Origin of the sequence: Shewanella psychromarinicola, from assembly GCF_003855155.1 — a bacterium.
Classification (GTDB): Bacteria; Pseudomonadota; Gammaproteobacteria; order Enterobacterales; family Shewanellaceae; genus Shewanella; species Shewanella psychromarinicola.
In genome coordinates this window covers 1138376-1160459 of sequence record NZ_CP034073.1, presented here as the reverse complement: position 1 = coordinate 1160459, position 22084 = coordinate 1138376, and the positions used below count along the sequence as shown (strand labels likewise).

The 22084-nt window shown below is 41.9% G+C and carries 21 protein-coding genes; 20 read left to right on the top strand and 1 reads right to left on the bottom strand.

The features are described from left to right. Positions 1–36: 36 nt before the first annotated feature. A complete protein-coding gene (gene mnmE / locus EGC80_RS04930; RefSeq protein ID WP_124012919.1) occupies positions 37–1398 on the top strand; it encodes a tRNA uridine-5-carboxymethylaminomethyl(34) synthesis GTPase MnmE in 1362 nt (453 codons plus the stop codon). A gap of 13 nt (positions 1399–1411) precedes the next feature. Next, positions 1412–2029 (top strand): 3'-5' exonuclease, encoded by a 618-nt coding sequence (locus EGC80_RS04925; RefSeq protein ID WP_124012918.1) that lies wholly within the window; start codon positions 1412–1414, stop codon positions 2027–2029. 17 nt (positions 2030–2046) lie between these two features. Here the strand turns inward: EGC80_RS04925 and EGC80_RS04920 are convergent, their stop codons facing one another. Beyond that, positions 2047–2922, bottom strand: coding sequence for a LysR substrate-binding domain-containing protein (locus EGC80_RS04920; protein ID WP_124012917.1), 876 nt, complete (start codon positions 2920–2922; stop codon positions 2047–2049). A gap of 141 nt (positions 2923–3063) precedes the next feature. Here EGC80_RS04920 and EGC80_RS04915 point away from each other — a divergent pair, with 141 nt between their 5' ends. The 18 genes from EGC80_RS04915 (at position 3064) to EGC80_RS04830 (ending at position 21926) form a co-directional block, all read left to right on the top strand. Next, entirely contained in the window at positions 3064–4194 is a 1131-nt protein-coding gene (locus EGC80_RS04915) for an S-(hydroxymethyl)glutathione dehydrogenase/class III alcohol dehydrogenase (protein ID WP_101033442.1), read from the top strand. 74 nt (positions 4195–4268) lie between these two features. Continuing rightward, positions 4269–5114, top strand: a complete 846-nt coding sequence (fghA, locus tag EGC80_RS04910; RefSeq protein WP_124012916.1) for an S-formylglutathione hydrolase — start codon at positions 4269–4271, stop codon at positions 5112–5114. 474 nt (positions 5115–5588) lie between these two features. Beyond that, a complete protein-coding gene (mioC, locus tag EGC80_RS04905) occupies positions 5589–6029 on the top strand; it encodes an FMN-binding protein MioC (RefSeq protein ID WP_101033440.1) in 441 nt (146 codons plus the stop codon). A 471-nt stretch (positions 6030–6500) separates the two neighbouring features. Beyond that, positions 6501–8390, top strand: coding sequence for a tRNA uridine-5-carboxymethylaminomethyl(34) synthesis enzyme MnmG (mnmG, locus tag EGC80_RS04900; RefSeq protein WP_124012915.1), 1890 nt, complete (start codon positions 6501–6503; stop codon positions 8388–8390). Positions 8391–8502: 112 nt separating this feature from the next. Then, on the top strand, positions 8503–9123 hold the full coding sequence (gene rsmG / locus EGC80_RS04895; RefSeq protein WP_124012914.1) for a 16S rRNA (guanine(527)-N(7))-methyltransferase RsmG: 621 nt from the start codon (positions 8503–8505) through the stop codon (positions 9121–9123). Between the two features lie 62 nt (positions 9124–9185). Beyond that, positions 9186–9974: a ParA family protein gene (locus tag EGC80_RS04890; RefSeq protein ID WP_124012913.1), complete on the top strand. Its 789-nt coding sequence runs from the start codon at positions 9186–9188 to the stop codon at positions 9972–9974. A 9-nt stretch (positions 9975–9983) separates the two neighbouring features. Continuing rightward, positions 9984–10868 carry a ParB/RepB/Spo0J family partition protein gene (locus tag EGC80_RS04885; RefSeq protein WP_101033436.1) on the top strand — a complete coding sequence of 295 codons (885 nt, stop codon included), beginning with the start codon at positions 9984–9986 and terminating at the stop codon, positions 10866–10868. 225 nt (positions 10869–11093) lie between these two features. Beyond that, positions 11094–11477: an ATP synthase subunit I gene (locus EGC80_RS04880; RefSeq protein ID WP_101033435.1), complete on the top strand. Its 384-nt coding sequence runs from the start codon at positions 11094–11096 to the stop codon at positions 11475–11477. Positions 11478–11489: 12 nt separating this feature from the next. After that, complete coding sequence (gene atpB / locus EGC80_RS04875) at positions 11490–12326, top strand: F0F1 ATP synthase subunit A (protein ID WP_101033434.1); 837 nt, start codon at positions 11490–11492, stop codon at positions 12324–12326. A 65-nt stretch (positions 12327–12391) separates the two neighbouring features. Then, on the top strand, positions 12392–12643 hold the full coding sequence (atpE, locus tag EGC80_RS04870; RefSeq protein ID WP_011639455.1) for a F0F1 ATP synthase subunit C: 252 nt from the start codon (positions 12392–12394) through the stop codon (positions 12641–12643). Between the two features lie 37 nt (positions 12644–12680). Beyond that, positions 12681–13151 carry a F0F1 ATP synthase subunit B gene (gene atpF / locus EGC80_RS04865; RefSeq protein WP_124012912.1) on the top strand — a complete coding sequence of 157 codons (471 nt, stop codon included), beginning with the start codon at positions 12681–12683 and terminating at the stop codon, positions 13149–13151. Positions 13152–13167: 16 nt separating this feature from the next. Next, positions 13168–13701: a F0F1 ATP synthase subunit delta gene (atpH, locus tag EGC80_RS04860; protein WP_101033432.1), complete on the top strand. Its 534-nt coding sequence runs from the start codon at positions 13168–13170 to the stop codon at positions 13699–13701. A 14-nt stretch (positions 13702–13715) separates the two neighbouring features. Continuing rightward, complete coding sequence (gene atpA / locus EGC80_RS04855) at positions 13716–15257, top strand: F0F1 ATP synthase subunit alpha (RefSeq protein WP_101033431.1); 1542 nt, start codon at positions 13716–13718, stop codon at positions 15255–15257. Between the two features lie 53 nt (positions 15258–15310). Next, positions 15311–16171 (top strand): F0F1 ATP synthase subunit gamma, encoded by an 861-nt coding sequence (atpG, locus tag EGC80_RS04850; protein ID WP_101033430.1) that lies wholly within the window; start codon positions 15311–15313, stop codon positions 16169–16171. Between the two features lie 35 nt (positions 16172–16206). Then, complete coding sequence (gene atpD, locus EGC80_RS04845; RefSeq protein WP_101033429.1) at positions 16207–17598, top strand: F0F1 ATP synthase subunit beta; 1392 nt, start codon at positions 16207–16209, stop codon at positions 17596–17598. A 36-nt stretch (positions 17599–17634) separates the two neighbouring features. Continuing rightward, positions 17635–18063 (top strand): F0F1 ATP synthase subunit epsilon, encoded by a 429-nt coding sequence (locus tag EGC80_RS04840; RefSeq protein WP_101033428.1) that lies wholly within the window; start codon positions 17635–17637, stop codon positions 18061–18063. A 139-nt stretch (positions 18064–18202) separates the two neighbouring features. Beyond that, complete coding sequence (gene glmU / locus EGC80_RS04835) at positions 18203–19567, top strand: bifunctional UDP-N-acetylglucosamine diphosphorylase/glucosamine-1-phosphate N-acetyltransferase GlmU (protein WP_124012911.1); 1365 nt, start codon at positions 18203–18205, stop codon at positions 19565–19567. 265 nt (positions 19568–19832) lie between these two features. Continuing rightward, complete coding sequence (locus tag EGC80_RS04830; protein WP_124012910.1) at positions 19833–21926, top strand: TonB-dependent receptor; 2094 nt, start codon at positions 19833–19835, stop codon at positions 21924–21926. The last annotated feature ends 158 nt before the right edge of the window (positions 21927–22084 follow it).

Below are 22084 nucleotides of genomic sequence, written 5' to 3'. Positions count from 1 at the left end.
GCCGCCTTTTCCTTTATCAATTTTATAGGTACTACCGTGACAACAGACACTATTGTGGCACAAGCGACCGCCCCCGGACGAGGTGGCGTAGGCATCATTCGTATTTCTGGTAACTTAGCCACTAATGTTGCAACCGCCATTATTGGCCATGTGCCAAAAACGCGTTACGCTGAATATTGTGACTTTAACAGTGCTGACAGTAAGGTTATTGACCAAGGTATTGCGCTATTTTTTAAAGGACCCAATTCCTTTACTGGCGAAGATGTACTTGAACTACAAGGTCATGGTGGTCAAATTGTGCTCGACATGCTAATCAAGCGCGTCATGGAAATCGATGGTATTCGCATTGCTAGACCAGGTGAATTCAGCGAACAAGCCTTTATGAACGATAAGCTCGATTTAACTCAGGCAGAAGCCATTGCAGACTTAATCGATGCCACCAGTGAACAGGCTGCGAAAAGTGCATTGTTGTCACTACAAGGTGAATTCTCAAAAGAAGTCTATGAGCTTGTCGACCAAGTCACCAACCTACGTTTATATGTGGAAGCCGCAATTGATTTCCCCGATGACGAAGTCGATTTTTTATCCGATGGTAAAATCGCCAACGCGTTATATAAAATCATCAATAAATTAGACACGGTACAAGCCAGCGCCAAGCAAGGTTCTATTATCCGCGAAGGCATGAAAGTTGTTATTGCCGGTCGCCCAAATGCCGGTAAATCTAGCTTACTGAATGCGTTAGCAGGTAAAGAATCGGCTATTGTAACGGAAGTTGCCGGTACGACTCGCGACGTGCTACGCGAACACATTCACTTAGACGGTATGCCACTTCACATAATAGATACAGCAGGATTACGAGATACGCTCGACACTGTTGAAAAAATTGGTATTGAACGCGCATGGGCCGAAATAGCCGCAGCAGATAGAGTATTGTTTATGGTCGATGGCACCACAACCGATGCCGTGAACCCTCACGAGATTTGGCCAGATTTTATCGACCGCCTACCGGCAAAACTTGGGGTTACAGTCGTACGTAATAAAGCCGATTTAACCGGTGAAACCTTAGACAAAACCGAAGAACAGGGCAATAACGTTTATCGGATATCGGCCAAAACAGGTTTAGGTGTTGATGAGTTAAAGCAACATCTCAAATCATTAATGGGTTACCAAAGTAACTTAGAGGGTGGCTTTATTGCCCGTCGTCGCCATTTAGAAGCACTCGATCTTGCCGCAAGTCACTTACAGCTAGGTAAAGAACAGCTTGAAGTGTATTTAGCCGGTGAATTACTGGCTGAAGAGCTTCGAATGACACAAATAGCCTTATCTGAAATCACCGGTAAATTTACCTCAGATGATTTGCTCGGCAAGATTTTTAGTTCATTTTGTATCGGTAAATAAGTAGACAATATTAATGACAACACTCGCTAACCAAGTTGTGGTGCTCGATTTTGAAACCACAGGTTTGTCACCCGATAATGGTGACCGTGCCATTGAAATCGGCGCGGTAAAATTGGTCGATGGTCAAATAGTCGATACCTTTCAGGAACTTATTAATCCTGGTCGGCGAGTCAATAGCTTTATTGAACAATACACAGGTATCAGCAACGACATGCTCAAACATGCCCCAGTGTCAAAGCAAGTAATGGGACAATTTGCCAAATTTATCGATGGATTTAATTTGGTGGCACACAATGCCAGCTTTGATAAGAAGTTTCTCGATGCTGAATTTAGCCAACACAAGCTGAAATATTCAGGGATCTTTTGCTGCTCTTTATTGTTATCTCGCCGCATAAGCCAAGATGCCCCCAATCATAAGCTCGGCACGCTAGTGGATCATCATCAGTTACCTAACGATGGCGTATTTCACCGCGCATTAGCCGACGCCACCATGACAAGTCATTTATGGTTACATCAAATAGAAGTATTGCAGCAACAACTTCCAAAACAACCGATTACCATTGATATGGTCAACAAAATATCCAGTCTTCCTAAAGCTCAAATAGCGCGGTTTTTACGGACTATGAGCTAAATTTATCAGTGATTGAATCACTTTAATGATAACTCTTGCGATAACTTATCGACCAACAATCTCACCTTTGGTGATAAATGACGATTGTGCGGATACAAAGCCCAAATGCCTTCTTTTGGTTGTTGAAAAGGTGCAAGTAATACAACCAATCGCCCCTCAGCAATGGCATCATTGACGTAATATCCCGGTAACTGCACTATACCCAAACCCAAAATTGCCGCATTCAATAAACTCAAGCCGCTACTACATGCCAAAGATCCATGCACTTTTACCGTCTTAGGTTTGCCTTTTTCAACAAAATGCCAATGAGGCTGACTGCCAATTAAGCAGTTATGTTGAGTCAGTTCAGATAAAGCATAAGGTGTACCGTATTTAGCAATATAACTCGGTGCGGCGCACACGTACTGGCGTCTATTGGTTAATCGTTTTGCCATCATGCTGGAATTGAGTAAACGCCCAAGCCTAATAGCTAAATCATAACCACCATCAACCAAATCAAGTTGTTGATTTGTTAATTCGCAAACCACTTCAATGTCAGGATATTGCTGCATAAAATCAATTACTATCGGCATAATAAATTTTTCACCGTAGGTCACTGGCGCGGTAATCCTAATCAAGCCTTGCGGTTTATCTTTTAAACTTGAAATAGCTCGCTCTGCTTCATCAAGACTGTTTAACACTTGACGACAATGCTGATAATAAACCATGCCTTCTTCAGTTAGTGATACCTTACGGGTGGTGCGATAAAATAATTTGGTGTTTAAACGATTTTCCAACTGGCTGATTTGTCGACTCACTTGCGCAGTAGAAATACCCAAACGCTTACCTGCAGCCGTAAAACTGTTGGTTTCGGCCACGGCAACAAATTCAAAAATACCTTCCCACTTCATCATTATTACATTCTCGTAAAAGTCATTTGTAAAACAAGCTAATTATCATTATATGATAAACAAATACAATGGCTAAATACACTACACTGAAGTTATTACGATCAGCCATGTCGACCATGGTAGCTAATGTTAAGGAAATCATTTATGTCAGCACAATTTATTAAGTCAAAAGCCGCAATTGCTTGGGGACCTGGTCAGCCACTATCGGTAGAAGAAGTCGATGTAATGTACCCAAAACCAGGTGAAGTCATGGTACGAATTGTGGCATCAGGCGTTTGTCACACAGATGCATTCACACTTTCAGGCGATGATCCTGAAGGCGTATTCCCAGCGATTCTTGGTCATGAAGGCGGCGGCATTGTTCATATGGTCGGTGACGGTGTCACTAGCGTAAAAGTAGGCGATCATGTTATTCCGCTGTATACCGCTGAATGCGGTGTTTGTAAGTTTTGTACTTCTGGTAAAACCAATCTTTGCAGCGCGGTTCGCGCTACTCAAGGAAAAGGGTTAATGCCAGACGGCACTACACGTTTCTTTAAAGATGGCCAACCTATTTTCCATTATATGGGTTGCTCAACGTTCTCGGAATACACAGTATTACCAGAAATATCGTTAGCAAAAGTGAATCCAACCGCGCCACTTGAAGAAGTGTGTCTTCTCGGTTGTGGTGTTACCACTGGAATGGGCGCTGTTCTAAAGACAGCTAAAGTTCAACAAGGCGATACTGTGGCTATTTTTGGTCTAGGCGGTATTGGTTTATCTGCAATTATTGGTGCCACCATGGCAGGTGCCAGCCGTATTATTGGTATAGATCTTAATGAATCTAAATTTGAATTGGCTAAAAAATTAGGGGCAACCGATTGCATTAACCCTAAAAACTTTGATAAGCCGATTCAAGAAGTGATTGTAGAAATGACCGATGGCGGCGTGGATTTCTCGTTTGAATGTATCGGTAACGTCAATGTGATGCGCAGTGCATTAGAATGTTGTCATAAAGGTTGGGGCGAATCGGTCATTATTGGAGTTGCCGGCGCAGGCCAAGAAATATCAACCCGCCCATTCCAGTTGGTCACGGGTCGTGTATGGCGTGGCAGTGCATTTGGTGGGGTAAAAGGACGCAGCGAGTTACCCGGTATTGTTGAACAATACTTAGCGGGCGAATTCAAACTAGACCACTTTATTACCCACACTATGGGTCTTGAAGATATTAACCATGCGTTTGAGTTAATGCACAAAGGCGAAAGTATTCGCAGTGTAATTCACTTTGCCAAGTAACGCTTAATTCATCATCGCAGGCGCAGTTAAGCATTCAGACTGCTTAACTGCTTGCTGACAAATAAGGACACTTAATGACCATTGAAAGTATCAGCAGTACCAAAGCATTTGGTGGTTGGCATAAACAATATAGTCATCAATCAAGCGCACTTAATTGCACTATGCGCTTTGCCATTTACTTACCGCCACAAGCAGAAAGCCAAAAAGTACCGGTGTTATATTGGTTGTCAGGGCTCACCTGTACTGATGAAAACTTTATGCAAAAAGCGGGCGCACAGCGCATCGCTGCCGAACTAGGAATAGCAATTGTGGCACCCGATACCAGCCCGCGAGGGGAAGGTGTCGCAGATGATAAAGACGGCGCATATGACTTTGGCTTAGGGGCAGGATTTTATCTTAATGCCACAAAACCACCATTTAAGCAGCATTATCAAATGTATGATTATGTAGTGAACGAACTGCCAGCATTGATTGAAGCCCACTTTCCGGTAACAACACAGCGCAGTATCAGTGGCCATTCGATGGGGGGTCATGGTGCATTAACCATCGCCTTAAAAAATCCACAGCGATACCAAAGTGTGTCAGCGTTTAGCCCTGTTTGTCATCCAATAGACTGCCCTTGGGGGATCAAAGCCTTTCGCGGTTATTTGGGGGATGATCAAAAGCAATGGGCTCAATATGACAGTTGTGAGTTAATGAACCATAGTCAACACTTTGTCCCCGCGCTAGTGGACCAAGGCAGCAACGACAATTTTTTAGACGAGCAACTCAAACCACAAGCCTTAGTACAAGTGGCTAAAGCCAAAGGTTATCCGCTTGAGCTAAGAATGCAACCAGGCTATGACCACAGCTATTATTTTATCGCAACGTTTATAGAAGACCATCTGCGTTTTCATGCAAAACACCTAGCACGGTTATAAAGTCTATAAGCAGATAATAAAACGAGCCTAGATAGCTCGTTTTTTATTATTAATCAATATATTAATGATTAATTCCCAACCGAAAATAGCCCCTTGCCGCCCCAAACATATTAGCCACTGCAACATAGGTCATTCCCACGGTACCGCTCATGGCCCTGAAAAACGCCACGCATGAGTATATTATGCTTGGCGCGATCATCAGGATATGGACCTCTAACGACATTAATAGGGTGATCTATGTAGCTAAAGGGGACAAATCGAAAGTAAATAAGCCAGAATAAGTCATCAACCCATAACATCACCCTCTCAGACCCCCATGCAAACTCAGCTATCTGTCGTGTTTCTTCAGCAAGAGTCATTTAAACCGGTTGTTTTATGGTTACATTCAGCCTAATACACGACTGAGGTTAGCCACACAGGGTAATGAAAAATGGGCGTATAATGGACAAATATAATTAATCATTCGGAGTTAAAATGGCAAAAATCGCATTATTAGTAGGCACAACATTAGGGGGTTCAGAGTATGTTGCCGATGAAATGGCAGCTCAACTTGCTGAGTTAAATCACCAAACAGAGGTATTTATAGAGCCAAATATCGATGAATTAGGTGATTTTTCACTGTGGATCATTGTCAGTTCTACTCATGGAGCAGGCGATCTACCTGATAATATCGTTCCTTTTTATAAACAATTAATGATCGAAATGCCCGATCTTAGCCATATCCAGTTCGCTTTGTGTGCAATAGGGGACTCAAGCTACGATACTTTCTGCCAAGGACCTGAAATGATCACCGAACTGCTTTTACAAAATGGATCTAAAGCTATTGTGGATAAGATCCAAATCGATGTACAACAAGATCCAATACCGGAAGAACCCGCTCTAGCGTGGTTATTGCAATGGCAACATCTTATCTAAATGTCAGTAAACGCGATCATATCCTGAATAAATAATGATCCATTCACAGATTAGATTACACTTATCCACAATATACTCTTTTTTAGTATAACTTTGTGGATAAGCTATTATTTTTAGCGATCATAACTCTGTACTATTCACGGTCCGATCCGCTCAATGATCACCCTTGTGGATAACCCCCCGATCTGTCCCCATGTTATCTTGAGTTTGATCGCGATCAAATAACAGGTTAGGTTTTGCATTACTATATGATTATAAAGAAAAATAAAAGTTATCAACAGAAAAGTCCGATCCTAATAATAAGTATAATAAAAAGATCTATATAAAGATCTTAAGATCTATTAAGCAAACGCCATCTTGATCAATCAGTGAAAAATGATCGTTCACGTTCAGACAAGCAAGTGCTAAAATGATCCAATCGAAAAAAGGGTAGATTCAAATTTAACTTACTTAGCAATCAAAGGTCAGATAATGCATTTTCATGAACGGTTTGATGTAATTGTTGTTGGTGGTGGTCATGCCGGAACTGAAGCAGCACTTGCAGCGGCAAGAATGGGCTCAAAAACATTATTGTTAACTCATAACATCGACACGCTTGGCCAAATGTCTTGTAATCCAGCTATCGGTGGCATTGGTAAAGGCCATTTAGTGAAAGAAATAGATGCATTGGGTGGGGCAATGGCAACGGCAACAGACTTTGCTGGTATCCAATTTAGAACATTAAATTCAAGCAAAGGGCCAGCAGTTCGTGCAACACGAGCCCAAGCAGACAGAGCGCTGTATCGTCAAAAAATCCAACTTATTTTACAAAACCAAGTTAATTTACGTATTTTCCAACAGGCTGTTGATGACCTCGTTGTTGAAAATGATAAAGTTGTTGGTGTAGTAACTCAAATGGGCTTAGCTTTCGAAGCACCTGCAATAGTGCTAACCACGGGCACTTTTTTAAGCGGTAAAATTCACATTGGACTGCAAAATTATAGCGGTGGCAGAGCCGGTGATCCACCCGCGATTGCATTGGCTAATCGCTTACGCGAATTAAATATCCGTGTTGGCCGCTTGAAAACCGGTACACCACCACGCATTGATGCAAACACCATTGATTTTTCACAAATGACCGAACAAAAAGGTGATACACCGTTACCTGTAATGTCATTTACGGGTAATGTCAGCCAGCATCCAAGACAAGTTTCATGTTTTATTACTCATACCAATGAAAATACCCACGAGATAATTCGTGGAGGACTTGATAGAAGTCCGATGTATTCTGGCGTGATAGAAGGTGTTGGGCCACGTTATTGCCCATCTATCGAAGACAAGATCCACCGTTTTGCAGACAAATCGTCACATCAAATATTTATTGAGCCAGAAGGGCTAAGCACCAATGAGATCTACCCAAACGGTATCTCAACCAGCTTACCATTTGATGTACAGCTAAATTTAGTACGTTCGATTAAAGGCATGGAAAACGCTGAAATTATTCGGCCAGGTTATGCCATTGAATATGATTATTTTGATCCACGAGATCTTAAAAACTCATTAGAAACCAAAGCCATTGAAGGACTCTTTTTCGCCGGTCAAATTAACGGCACTACAGGTTACGAAGAAGCCGGAGCACAAGGTTTACTTGCTGGGATGAATGCATCACTGCAAGTTCAAGGCAAAACGGCTTGGTGTCCTCGTCGTGATGAAGCTTACCTTGGCGTACTTGTTGATGATTTATCAACCTTAGGAACCAAAGAACCCTACCGCATGTTTACCAGTCGTGCGGAATACCGTTTATTGCTTCGCGAAGACAATGCCGATTTACGCTTAACAGAAAAAGGCCGTGAACTTGGATTAGTTGATGACAATCGCTGGAAATTATTTATAGAAAAAAGAGAATCGATCGAATTGGAACTTCAGCGTTTACGTAGCCAATGGGTTCATACTAATTCACCTTTATTAGGCGTACTTAATCCAGAATTAAATGCGCCTATTTCTCGTGAAGCATCATTTGAAGATTTACTACGTCGTCCAGAAATGGATTATGCGAAGCTAATGTCATTAGAGGGTTTTGGTCCTGGTCTTGATGATCCGCAAGCGGCTGAGCAAGTACAAATTCAAGTTAAATACTCGGGTTATATTCAGCGTCAGCAAGATGAAATTGATAAAGCTATTCGTCATGAAAACTCGTTATTGCCACTTGATTTGGATTATCAACAAGTACCAGGCCTGTCAAATGAAGTGATCGCAAAACTCAATAACCATAAACCCGATACCGTTGGACAAGCATCAAGGATCCCAGGAATTACACCTGCAGCAATCTCTATTTTGCTAGTGCATTTGAAAAAACGAGGTTTATTGCGCAAAATCGCATAAATGTTGTAATTTTTTCAACTCAATAACACAAGGGAAGCCATAAGGCTTCCCTTAGTGCTTTTACGGCTTCATAATAACTGCCGTCGTTATCATGCAACCTACGAGGCTTTCTGTGTTATCTGCCCAACTTAAAACCTATTTAGCTGAAATTAAAATGTCGGCCACCGAATTACAACAAAAACAATTAATAGGTTTTGTTGAAATGCTTGATAAATGGAATAAGGCTTATAACCTCACCTCCGTTCGCGATCCTGAGCAAATGCTAATCCGCCATATTATGGACAGCTTAACGGTTTCTCCTTACCTTGAAGGACAGCATTTTATCGATGTAGGAACCGGCCCTGGTTTACCTGGGATCCCATTAGCGATTATGAATCCAGATAAGCAGTTTGTATTGCTTGATAGTTTAGGCAAACGGTTCCGTTTTCAAAAACAGGTTCAGTTCGAACTAAAAATCAATAATATTACTCCAGTTGAAAGTCGTGTTGAAGCTTATAACCCAGAGATTAAATTTGACGGTGTATTAAGCAGAGCATTTGCATCTATTCAAGATATGCTAAGTTGGTGTCACCATTTACCGACTGAAAAAGGCATTTTTTATGCGTTAAAAGGCCAGTTAAATCAGCAAGAATTACAACAGATACCAGCAGGATTTTCGTTGGTAGAAACTATTGTATTGCATGTTCCAACGTTAGATGAACAGCGACATTTATTAAAAATAGCCAAGCAATAACACGCATTTCTTTCGCTAATTAAGCTAACCGGACATCAATAATTTTAAGACAGGATGACATTGTGGGTAAAATAATTGCCGTAGCCAACCAAAAAGGTGGCGTTGGAAAAACAACAACTTGCGTTAATTTAGCCGCATCACTTGCCGCCACAAAGCGTAAAGTGTTGTTGATCGATTTAGATCCTCAAGGCAATGCGACTATGGGCAGTGGCGTTGATAAATATGAAGTCGAGAATACCGCTTATGAATTATTAGTCGAAGAAAAACCGTTTGCCGATATCGTGATTAAAAATACCGTAGGTAAATATGATTTGATCGCAGGTAATAGTGATGTCACCGCGGCAGAAATTAAATTGATGGAATTTTATGCTCGAGAGATCCGTTTACGTAATGCAATAGCGTCGATCAAAGATGATTATGACTATATTTTTATAGACTGCCCGCCATCGCTCAATATGCTAACGGTAAACGCCATGTCTGCCGCTGATTCGGTTCTAGTACCAATGCAATGCGAATATTATGCCCTAGAAGGCTTAACAGCGTTAATTGATACTATAACTAAGCTCGGTGCTATGGTTAACCCTACGTTGAGCATAGAAGGTATTTTGCGCACCATGTATGATCCGCGCAATCGTTTATCAAATGATGTATCTGATCAACTCAAGCAGCATTTTGGTGAAAAAGTGTATCGTACCGTCATACCTAGAAATGTTCGTTTAGCTGAAGCACCTAGTTTTGGTGCACCTGCCATGTATTACGACAAATCAAGTGCTGGAGCCAAAGCCTATTTAGCCCTTGCAGGTGAAATCATCCGTCGTGCAGAACAGCAAACTCAACCCAAACAAGCGTAGGATATAAAAATGACCTTAAAAAAACGCGGTTTAGGTAAAGGCTTGGATGCCTTATTAAATCATAGTAATGCCGCAAGTCTTAAAAGCGAACAAGCAGAAGAACAGCAACAATCAGCTAGATTAAGTGATTTAATTCACCTAGATCTTGATTTATTACAGCCGGGTAAATATCAACCTCGTAAAGATATGTCATCAGAAGCGTTAGAAGAGTTGGCTGAATCGATTCGTGCTCAAGGTGTAATCCAACCGATTGTTATCCGTAAAATATCTGAAACTAACTATGAAATCATCGCCGGTGAACGTCGCTGGCGTGCCGCTCAATTAGCCAAACTTGATAAAGTCCCCTGTATTGTTAAGCAAGTGGCAGATGATGCTGCTGTCGCCATCGCCCTTATTGAGAATATTCAGCGTGAAGATCTTAATGCAATGGAAGAAGCCATCGCACTGCAACGATTACTTGAAGAGTTTGAGTTAACCCACCAACAAGTAGCCGATGCTGTTGGTAAGTCTCGTGCAAGCGTGTCTAATTTATTACGCTTAAATAGCCTCAACGAGCCTGTTAAACGTTTGTTAGAAAATGGTGACATCGACATGGGCCATGCCCGTGCATTATTGGCTGTAGAGGGTGATGAACAGACAAATTTAGCTCGATTAGTCGCGTCAAAAGAAATGACTGTTCGAGAAACTGAACGATTAGTTAATAAAGTCTTAAATCCTGCTAAAGAAGCCGAAACACCAGCTAAAGATCATGATGTTAGTCGCTTAGAGCAAGAGTTAATTGAAAAACTCGGTGCCAAGGTTGCCATTAATCATGGCAGCAAAGGTAAAGGGAAAATTGTTATAAACTATCAGAACCTTACTGAATTAGACGGGATTTTAAGTAAAATTCGTTGAAATGTGGATTAAACCAATTTCATTAGTAAGTTTGCGACATAGCTCTGTTTTTTGTTTTTGATTATTAAGTGCGTAATAGTGCATTACATAGCTGTTTTACTATCATCAACGTTGCAAACAAAGCGCGAAAAGGTATACTTTGCAGGCTTTTTGGATCTTAAGGCTAGTTTAATATATTAAATTTAACATTAGGACCACAAAAGGTATTAATGCGGAGATATAAAGTTGAGTAATGTTTTGGCGCGTCGTGGCAGGTTAGCAGCCTATAAATTAGTGCTGGTACAAGCGGCAGTGGCGAGTATTATTTCAATATTATTTTTCGTTATGTGGGGAGCACTGCATGGCTTATCTGCACTAGCAGGTGGTGTAATTGCTGTACTTCCTAATTTTGTATTCGCAACCCTAGCTTTCTCTCATAGTGGAGCAAGCTCAGCAGTAAAAGTGATTAAAAGCTTTTATTGGGGGGAAGCGGTAAAGATGCTGTTAACCATTGCATTGTTTTCGTTAGTGTTTATCAATTTAAAAGTCGGTTTTATGCCACTTTTTACCTGTTATTCGTTAGCGTTAGTAGTACATTGGATAGCACCTTTATATTTCAAGCAAAGTTAAGTGGGATGAATCATGGCTGCAACTGGTGAAGAGCTAACACAGCAAAGCTATATCCAACATCACCTTACTAACCTGCAAGTTTGTGCTACCGATAATGGGCTAGCAATGAACCATGCATGTGAAAAGGCTGGCTTTTGGACTTGGAACATTGATTCGTTGTTCTTTTCGGTTGGGCTTGGAGTGTTGTTCTTATGGCTGTTTTACAGTGCCGGCAAAAAAGCGACAACAGGCGTTCCTGGCAAATTTCAATGTTTTGTCGAGATGATTGTTGAGTTCGTTGATAGCAGTGTGAAAGAAACTTTTCACGGCCGCAATCCGGTTATTGCACCTTTAGCCTTGACAGTTTTTGTGTGGATTTTCATGATGAACTTCATGGATATGATACCTGTAGATTGGTTGCCTTGGGCAGCGAGTTTAATGGGTGTGCCATACCTAAAAGTTGTTCCGACTACCGACGTTAACATCACCTTCAGCTTAGCTATTGGTGTGTTTGTGCTGATTATTTATTACAGCATTAAAGTCAAAGGTGTTTCAGGTTTTGTAAAAGAATTAACACTTCAGCCTTTTAACCATTGGGCAATGATACCCGTCAACTTTTTATTAGAAACAGTTACTCTTGTTGCAAAGCCTATTTCATTGGCTCTTCGACTATTTGGTAACTTGTATGCTGGTGAGTTGATTTTTATTCTTATTGCATTGATGTACGGTTCTAACGTGGCGTTATCTGCTCTAGGTGTAGGTTTACAACTAGGTTGGTTAATTTTCCATATTTTAATTATTACCTTACAAGCATTTATTTTCATGATGTTGACCATTGTTTATTTAAGCATGGCTCATGAAGATCATTAAGAATAACCGAAAATTTTTTTGACCTAAATCATTAATAACAACGATTTAGAATACTGGAGATAGATATGGAAACTGTATTAGGAATGACGGCTATTGCTGTTGCTCTACTTATTGGTATGGGTGCATTAGGAACAGCTATCGGTTTCGGCCTTTTAGGTGGAAAGTTTTTGGAAGGTGCAGCACGTCAGCCAGAAATGGCGCCTATGTTACAAGTTAAAATGTTCATCGTAGCGGGTCTACTAGATGCGGTGACTATGATCGGTGTCGGTATTGCGCTATTTATGTTGTTTACTAACCCATTGGGTGCAATGCTTTAATTAACGCTTCTGTCTTTAATCTAACTAGGAGGCTGTTGTGAATTTCAACGCTACCCTATTCGGTCAGACGGTTGCCTTTATTCTCTTCGTGTGGTTTTGCATGAAGTTTGTATGGCCGCCGTTGATGAATGCCATCGAAGAACGCCAGAAGAAAATTGCTGATGGTCTGGCTGATGCCGGCCGTGCAGCAAAAGATCTAGAGTTAGCACAAGTTAAAGCTACTGAGCATCTAAAAGAAGCAAAGGTAACTGCCAACGACATTATTGAGCAAGCTAATAAGCGTAAGGCTCAAATCGTTGACGAAGCTAAAGCTGAAGCTCAAACTGAGCGAGCGAAAATTATCGCTCAGGGTCAAGCAGAAATTGAAAACGAACGTAATCGCCTGAAAGATGACTTGCGTAAGCAAGTTGCTTCTCTAGCCATCATTGGTGCAGAGAAGATTCTTGAACGTGCGATTGATCCAGAAGCCCACAGTGACATTGTTAATAAACTTGTTGCTGAAATTTGATTAAGGGAGTTGAGTTATGGCTGAATTAAGCACCATCGCTCGCCCTTACGCAAAGGCAGCTTTTGATTTTGCTGTTGAACATAAAGTAGTAGAAAGTTGGACAGAAATGTTAACTTTCGCTTCATTGGTAAGTGAAAACGAATCAATAAAGCCACTGCTTAATGGTACTTTAGCGAGTACAGAACTCGCTTCACTGTTTATTAAAGTATGCGGTGAACAAGTCAATGAGCAAGGTCAAAATCTGATAAAGGTAATGGCTGAAAACGGTCGTTTAGGGATACTGTCAACAGTATCGCTACTTTTTGCTGAATACCGTAATGAGTGGGCAAAAGAAGTTGAGGCCTATGTGGTTTCTGCTACTGAGCTAAGCTCTGAGCAACAGCAACAAATTAGTGTTTCTCTAGAGAAACGTCTCGCACGCAAAGTTAAGCTGAATTGCAGCATCGACGCATCGCTTATTGGCGGTGTTATTATTAAATCAGGCGACCTAGTCATTGATGGCTCGGTAAGCGGTAAATTATCGCGATTGTCTGATAAGCTGCAGTCGTAATTGGGAGTTTGAGCATGCAACTGAATTCCACTGAAATCAGCGATCTGATTAAGCAGCGGATCGAGCAGTTCGACGTCGTTAGTGAAGCTCGCAACGAAGGTACAATCGTTGCAGTAAGTGACGGCATCATTCGCATTAACGGCCTTGCCGATGTAATGCAGGGTGAAATGATCGAACTGCCTGGTGGCTGTTTTGCAATCGCGTTGAACTTAGAACGTGATTCTGTCGGCGCCGTAGTGATGGGGCCTTATGCTAATTTAGCAGAAGGCGATAAAGTTAGAACCACTGGTCGTATTCTTGAAGTACCAGTGGGTCGTGGTCTACTTGGCCGCGTTGTTAACACTCTAGGTGAGCCTATTGACGGTAAAGGACCTATCGAAAACGATGGTTTCTCTCCTGTTGAAGTGATTGCCCCTGGTGTTATTGAACGTAAGTCTGTATCACAACCAATTCAAACTGGTTATAAAGCCGTTGATGCCATGATCCCTATTGGTCGTGGTCAACGTGAATTGATCATTGGTGACCGTCAGACTGGTAAAACAGCGATGGCAATCGATGCAATTATCAACCAGAAAGATTCAGGCATTAAGTGTGTCTATGTTGCCATTGGTCAGAAAGCTTCTACCATTGCTAACGTAGTGCGAAAGCTTGAAGAACATGGCGCATTAGCTAACACTATCGTAGTTGTTGCATCTGCTTCTGAAACTGCAGCACTGCAATTTTTAGCGCCATATTCTGGTTGTTCTATGGGTGAATACTTCCGTGACCGCGGTGAAGATTCTTTAATCGTATATGATGATTTGTCTAAGCAAGCAGTTGCTTACCGTCAAATTTCATTGCTATTGAAGCGTCCACCAGGACGTGAAGCCTACCCAGGTGACGTATTTTATCTACACTCTCGTTTACTAGAGCGTGCTTCACGCGTAAACGTAAATTATGTAGAAAAGTTCACTAAAGGTGCAGTAACAGGTCAAACGGGTTCGTTAACCGCTTTGCCTATTATTGAAACCCAAGCTGGTGATGTATCAGCGTTCGTACCGACTAACGTAATTTCTATTACAGATGGTCAGATCTTCCTTGAAACTGATTTGTTTAACTCGGGCTTACGTCCAGCTGTTAACCCAGGTATTTCAGTTTCTCGTGTTGGTGGTGCTGCGCAGACTAAAATCATCAAGAAACTGTCAGGTGGTATTCGTACTGCTCTTGCACAGTATCGAGAGCTTGCTGCGTTCTCACAGTTTGCATCTGATTTAGATGATGCAACACGTGCTCAACTTGAGCATGGTGAGCGTGTAACCGAATTAATGAAGCAAAAGCAATATGCTCCTATGAGCGTTGCAGCACAGTCTGTGTCTATTTTCGCAGCTGAAAAAGGCTACCTTAAAGGTGTTGCTTTAAATGAAATTGGTCGCTTCGAGGCCGCTCTGCTTTCATACATGAACAGTCAACATGCTGACCTATTTAATACCATCAATGCTACTGGCGATTATAACGCTGATATCGAAGGTGAGTTAAAGGCAGGCTTAGACAAGTTCATTGAAACCCAAACCTGGTAATAATGAACAAGGGGTGTCATTAGGCACCTCAGGTCCCAGATTGGAGAGTAGAGATGGCCAACGCTAAAGAGATTAAAACCAAGATCGCGAGTATTAAAAATACTCAGAAGATCACTTCCGCTATGGAAATGGTAGCTGCCAGCAAAATGCGCAAAGCGCAGGAACGCATGAGAGCAAGCCGTCCATATGCAGAAAATATGCGTAAGGTGATCGGTCACGTAGCGCGAGGTACTCTCGAGTATAAACACCCCTATTTAGAGGTGAGAGAGGCCAAGCGGGTTGGTTACATTGTTGTAGCGACCGACCGTGGCCTTTGTGGTGGTTTGAACGTCAACTTATTTAAACAGGTTGTGTCAGACGTTAAAAAATGGAAGGAACAGGGCGCAGATTTTGAGTTTTGCCCAATTGGTGCCCGTTCTGTTCAGTTTTTTAAAAGCTTCGGTGGTGAAATATCCGCCCATGCATCAGGTTTAGGCGATGCGCCCAAACTTGTTGATTTGATTGGCACAGTACGTGTCATGTTAAAAGCTTACAACGAAGGTAAATTGGATCGTCTGTACATTGTGTTTAACAAGTTTGTTAATACAATGAGCCAGACACCAGTGATCGAACAGCTGCTACCTTTACCTAAGTCAGATGAAGAAGTAGCTAATTATCCTTGGGATTATATTTACGAGCCAGATCCAAAAGAAGTTTTGGATGTATTGTTAACTCGTTATGTAGAGTCTCAAGTGTATCAAGGTGTTGTTGAGAATATTGCCTCTGAACAGGCTGCCCGTATGGTAGCAATGAAGGCGGCAACAGATAACGCTGGCGAAATGATCGATGATTTGCAACTCGTCTATAACAAGGCCCGTCAGGCTGCTATTACGCAAGAACTGTCGGAAATTGTCTCAGGCGCTGCAGCGGTTTAGGTTTAGGTAACGAAATCAAGTTTAGAGGATTAATCATGAGCACAGGTACTGTTGTCCAAGTAATTGGCGCGGTTGTGGACGTAGAATTTCCACAAGATTCTGTACCTCGAGTATATGACGCTCTGAAGATCACTGGCGAAGGCCCATGTAATGGTTTGGTGCTGGAAGTTCAGCAGCAGCTAGGTGGTGGCGTTGTTCGTACCATCGCTATGGGTTCTTCTGATGGTCTGCGTCGTGGTCTAGAGGTAGTAAACTCAGGTTCACCAATTAATGTTCCGGTTGGGCTTAAGACCCTTGGCCGTATTATGAATGTATTGGGCGAGCCTATCGATGAAGCGGGTCCTATCGGTGAAGAAGAACGTTATGTTATTCACCGTGCTGCGCCTTCATACGAAGATCAGTCAACTTCAACTGAACTATTAGAGACGGGTATCAAGGTTATCGACCTTGTTTGTCCTTTCGCTAAAGGCGGTAAAGTAGGTCTGTTCGGTGGTGCTGGTGTTGGTAAAACAGTTAACATGATGGAACTGATTAACAACATCGCTAAAGCTCACTCTGGTCTTTCTGTTTTCGCTGGTGTTGGTGAGCGTACCCGTGAGGGTAACGACTTCTACTACGAGATGGAAGATTCAGGCGTATTAGACAAAGTTGCCATGGTTTATGGTCAGATGAACGAGCCTCCAGGAAACCGTTTACGCGTAGCGTTAACCGGCCTGAGTATCGCTGAAAAGTTCCGTGACGAAGGTCGTGACGTATTGTTGTTCGTTGACAATATTTATCGTTACACCCTAGCCGGTACTGAAGTATCTGCACTATTAGGTCGTATGCCTTCTGCAGTAGGTTATCAGCCAACACTAGCTGAAGAGATGGGTGTTCTTCAAGAACGCATCGCTTCAACTAAGACGGGTTCGATTACTTCTGTACAAGCAGTATATGTACCTGCGGATGACTTAACTGATCCGTCACCAGCAACAACTTTCGCTCACTTAGATGCGACTGTTGTATTGTCTCGTCAAATTGCTTCTTTGGGTATTTACCCTGCGGTTGACCCATTGGATTCGACTTCACGTCAGTTAGATCCTCAGGTTGTTGGCCAAGAGCATTATGATGTTGCAAACGGTGTACAAACTGTATTACAGCGTTATAAAGAGCTGAAAGACATTATTGCTATCTTGGGTATGGATGAATTGTCAGATGATGACAAAACCATGGTATTCCGAGCACGTAAGATTGAGCGTTTCTTGTCTCAACCTTTCTTCGTAGCAGAAGTCTTCACCGGTTCTCCTGGTACGTACGTTTCTCTAAAAGACACCATTCGTGGCTTTAAGGGTATCTTGGATGGCGAGTTCGATCACATTCCAGAGCAAGCGTTCTACATGGTTGGCTCAATCGATGAAGCTGTCGAAAAAGCGAACAAAAAAAAATAACTAGGCCGTAAAGCTTAGTTCTTTAAGGAGAACTTGATGGCAGCCAAAACAGTCCAACTTGATATTGTTAGTGCAGAAAGCAGCATCTTCCATGGCCAAGTTAGCTTCTTTGAAGTTAATGGTGCTGAAGGTGAGTTAGGTATTATGCCTAACCATGTTGCGTTACTAACAAAAATTAAGCCTGGTATGGCGCGCTTTATCATGCAAGATGGCAGTGTAGAAGTGTTGTATCTTTCAGGTGGTTTACTGGAAGTACAACCTACTGCAATTTCAGTACTTGCTGATGTAGCATTACGTGCCGATGATATTGATGAGAAAGCGGCTTTAGAAGCTAAAGAACATGCTGAGCAAGCAATTGCGAATGCTGGATCTGACTTCAATTACGAAGCTGCTGTAATCGAATTGGCCAAATCTTTGGCTCAATTACGTGTTGTTGAAACCATCAAGAAAAATATCACCAGATAATCTGATTATTTGACGCTTAAAAGGCGACTCTTATGAGTCGCCTTTTTTATGGGTTAAATTCCCTCGCTCTATTTTTACTTTTGGCGATATTCCGTTAAAATGTCAGCCAATCTCTATCGGTTCAATAAAGGAATGCTTAATGTCGTTAAATGTTGTGATCTTAGCTGCAGGAAAAGGAACTCGGATGCGCTCAGATCTGCCTAAAGTGCTGCATCCTATTGCCCATAAAAGTATGGTGCAACACGTGATAGATACGGCTAATTCATTAGGCTCATCTGCAATTCAATTAGTGTATGGCTATGGCGCAGATAAGTTACAAATAGCATTAGGTGAGCAAGCATTAAACTGGGTATTACAAGCAGAACAACTGGGGACCGGCCATGCGGTCGCGCAAGCAACCCCAAACATTAATGACCACGATACCGTTTTGATCCTATATGGCGATGTGCCGCTTATTCAGCAATCAACCCTAGAAGCATTATTGGCTGCTCGCCCTGTAAATGGCCTAGCTATTTTGACGGTTAATTTACCTAACCCTAGCGGTTATGGTCGTATTGTGCGTGAGCATGGCAGCGTAGTCGGCATTATTGAACAAAAAGATGCCAACGCTGAACAGCTAAAAATTAACGAAGTGAACACCGGCATCATGGCGGTACCCGGTAAGCAGCTAAAAGCGTGGTTAAAGCGTTTATCGAATAACAATGCTCAAGGCGAATATTACTTAACCGACATTATTGGCATGGCTAAAGCTGATGGCGTTGAAATTACTACCTCACAGCCGCAATCGTCTATCGAAGTTGAAGGCGCTAATAATCGCGTACAACTAGCGCAATTAGAACGAGCTTATCAAGCGCGTGCTGCTGAAAAACTGATGCTCGAAGGGGCTAACTTGCGCGATCCTGATCGTATCGATATTCGCGGTGATGTAAGCGTAGGTATGGATGTGATGATTGATATCAATGTGATATTCCAAGGTAAAGTCACCTTGGGTAATAACGTCACTATTGGCGCAGGAGCGATTCTTATAGATTGCCAGATTGCCGATAATGCTGAAATTAAACCCTATACTATTGTAGAAGGCGCCAAGCTTGGACCCGCTGCGAGTGCAGGACCTTTTGCCCGTTTACGCCCTGGGGCAGAGCTTAAAGAAGATGCCCACATTGGTAACTTCGTTGAAATTAAAAAAAGCGTGTTAGGTAAGGGCTCTAAAGCAGGCCACTTAGCCTATTTAGGTGATGCCCAAATAGGCGCTGGGGTGAACATTGGCGCCGGTACCATCACCTGTAATTACGATGGTGCCAATAAGTTTATTACCACCATTGAAGATGGCGTATTTGTCGGTAGTGATACCCAATTAATTGCCCCCGTGACTATTGGTAAAAATGCCACCCTTGGTGCTGGTTCTACTATTACTAAAGATGTCGGTGAAGATGAATTGGTTATTACCCGCGTTAAGCAGCGCCATATTACGGGTTGGCAACGTCCGTTAAAAATTAAAAAGTAAGTTTTAAACGAATACAAAAAAACGGCTATATGCCGTTTTTTTGTTTTAACATTTTTGTTGTTTATTTATTCTGTATAGAAAATAACTGATTAAAAATAAATTAAGCTTGAGTTAACCTATATGTGGTTTTCAATCTATTGGTTTTAAATAGTTTTGATCTATATCGCAACAGATTGTAAGTTTGTGTAAAGAACCTTAAACACAAACGCTTCTCATTTATATTACCGTTAATTCTAAAGTTAAAGGTTTAATTGAGGTGTTGGCAATGGTGTATAAATATTCAGTTATAGGTTTGGCCGTCGGTTCGGTATTAATGACTATGCCTGTGATGGCAGAGGTCTCGAGTGATGCAAACATAGAGCGCATTAATGTTACCGGTCGTTCTTTTAACGATTATAAAGTCGGTACAGCATCTGGCGCTATGCGTGCTGATATCGACCTCATGGATACTCCGCAATCAGTCAATGTGATCCCCTATTTTGTTACCGACGAACAACTGGCCACTAACCTTGCCGAAGTGTTAGTGAACGACTCGAGCGTAACAGCCGGGACGACACGCTGGAACCGCCAAGTTTTCAGTATTCGAGGTTTTGAGTTAAGTTCGGGCAATGGTTATCTTATTAATGGCCACCAGCAATGGTCTCACTACATACAACCTATTGAAACGCTGCAACAAGTTGAAGTATTGAAAGGCCCTTCTAGTATGCTGTATGGCCAATCTGGCCCTGGCGGTTTAGTCAATATGGTGACTAAAAAACCGACCTATGACTCTATGCTTAATATCGGTTTAGACACGGATGGTTACGGCTCTACTCGTGGACAGATAGATGCTGGAGGGAGTTTAAATGACGCTCAAAGCATTCGTTATCGTGGTGTGTTAGTTAAGCAAGACACCCAATACTGGCGTGAATATTCCACTACCGAAGAAAATCAACAGCGCGATCGTTGGTTAGGTTATCTTAATATGGAATTTGATTTAACTGATGATGTATTGTTATCGGTTAAATACGATCACACTCAAGATAAAGCCGGTATTGATGCCGGTGGTTGGTTAGATGCCCAAGGTAATGTTATTGGGAGTAATAAAACCGTTTGGGATGCACCTTGGGCTTTTACCGATAATACCATTTCTAACCTAGGTGCTGATCTGACTTGGTATATTAGTGATAAGTGGAAAGTTAAAGGGGGATATAACGATCAACAATTTAATCGTCAACGTTTCGACTCTGCGCCGCAACGTACAACCGACCCTTTTACTAATGGTTACAATATTAAACCATTTGATCGCTATGACGACTGGCAACATAAAACGGCTTATATCGATTTCACTGGCGAGTTTAATTTCGCGGCAATACAACATCAATTGTTGATCGGCGCTAACTATTTAGATTATTTCTATCAGAGACAAATCGTACGGGGTACCCCTCAAACGGTTATGCCTGGACAACCCCTTATACAGCCAGATATTGATTATCATCTTGGTACAAAAAGCACTGCAAGTGAATACCAATACTACGGCTTCTATTTACAGGATTTAATGACATTAAGTGAGCAATGGAAGTTGCTCGCTGGAGTGCGTTACGATGAACAGAAGAAAGATGGCTTAGGTCAGAACAGTTATGCGGTATCACCTAAATTTGGGATTATTTACTCGCCGATGGAAAATGGCAACATTTACGTTAACTATTCAAAGAGCTTTACCCCACAAGGTGCCGTTAGTAATCAGTTTGATGTAAACGATAAGCTAGATTTAAAGCCTGAATATGGTGTTCAGTATGAAGTCGGCACCAAATGGGAGCTGTTTAACGATAGTTTGTTACTCACGGCGGCGGTATTTGATATCACCCTTGAAAATATAACTGTCTCTGAGACATTACCGACTCCAATAGCTTCCTTTACTGATATCACCACCCAAGGCGGTGAGCAGCAACATCGTGGATTTGAAGTCGGCGCTCAAGGTCAATTAAGTGATAACTGGTTTATGACCTCTTCAATGATGTACTTAAATGCCAAATATCAAACTGGCGATGAGCGAGAAGGTAAAACACCCGTTGATGCTCCAGAATTGTCAGCCAACATCTGGACTCGCTATGAAATGACCGAAGGTTTGGCAATTAATTTTGGTGCTATCTACGTTGGTGAGCGTTTTGCTAATACCGATAACAGCATTAGCAAAGACGGTTATGTCCGCTTTGATATTGGTGCCGCTTATACTATGGATATTATGGGCAAAGACGTCAGTGTTCGTGCCAATGTCAGAAATCTATTCGATACCGATTATATTGAAGGTGGTCAGTATAATATGGTCACAATCGGCCAAGACCGTAATTTCAGTGTTGCCGTCGAAACTAAGTTCTAATCAGAAATAAGATTTTATCCACTCAAAGTAGTTTCATTTCTTAATCATCAAAAGCCTCTACTTACTCAAGAGGCTTTTTTGTACTTTTATTTCAAATTTAGGCTATATGATCTAGAAAAAGTTTCATTTGCTGTTAAAATACCTTTCGCTTCGAAACT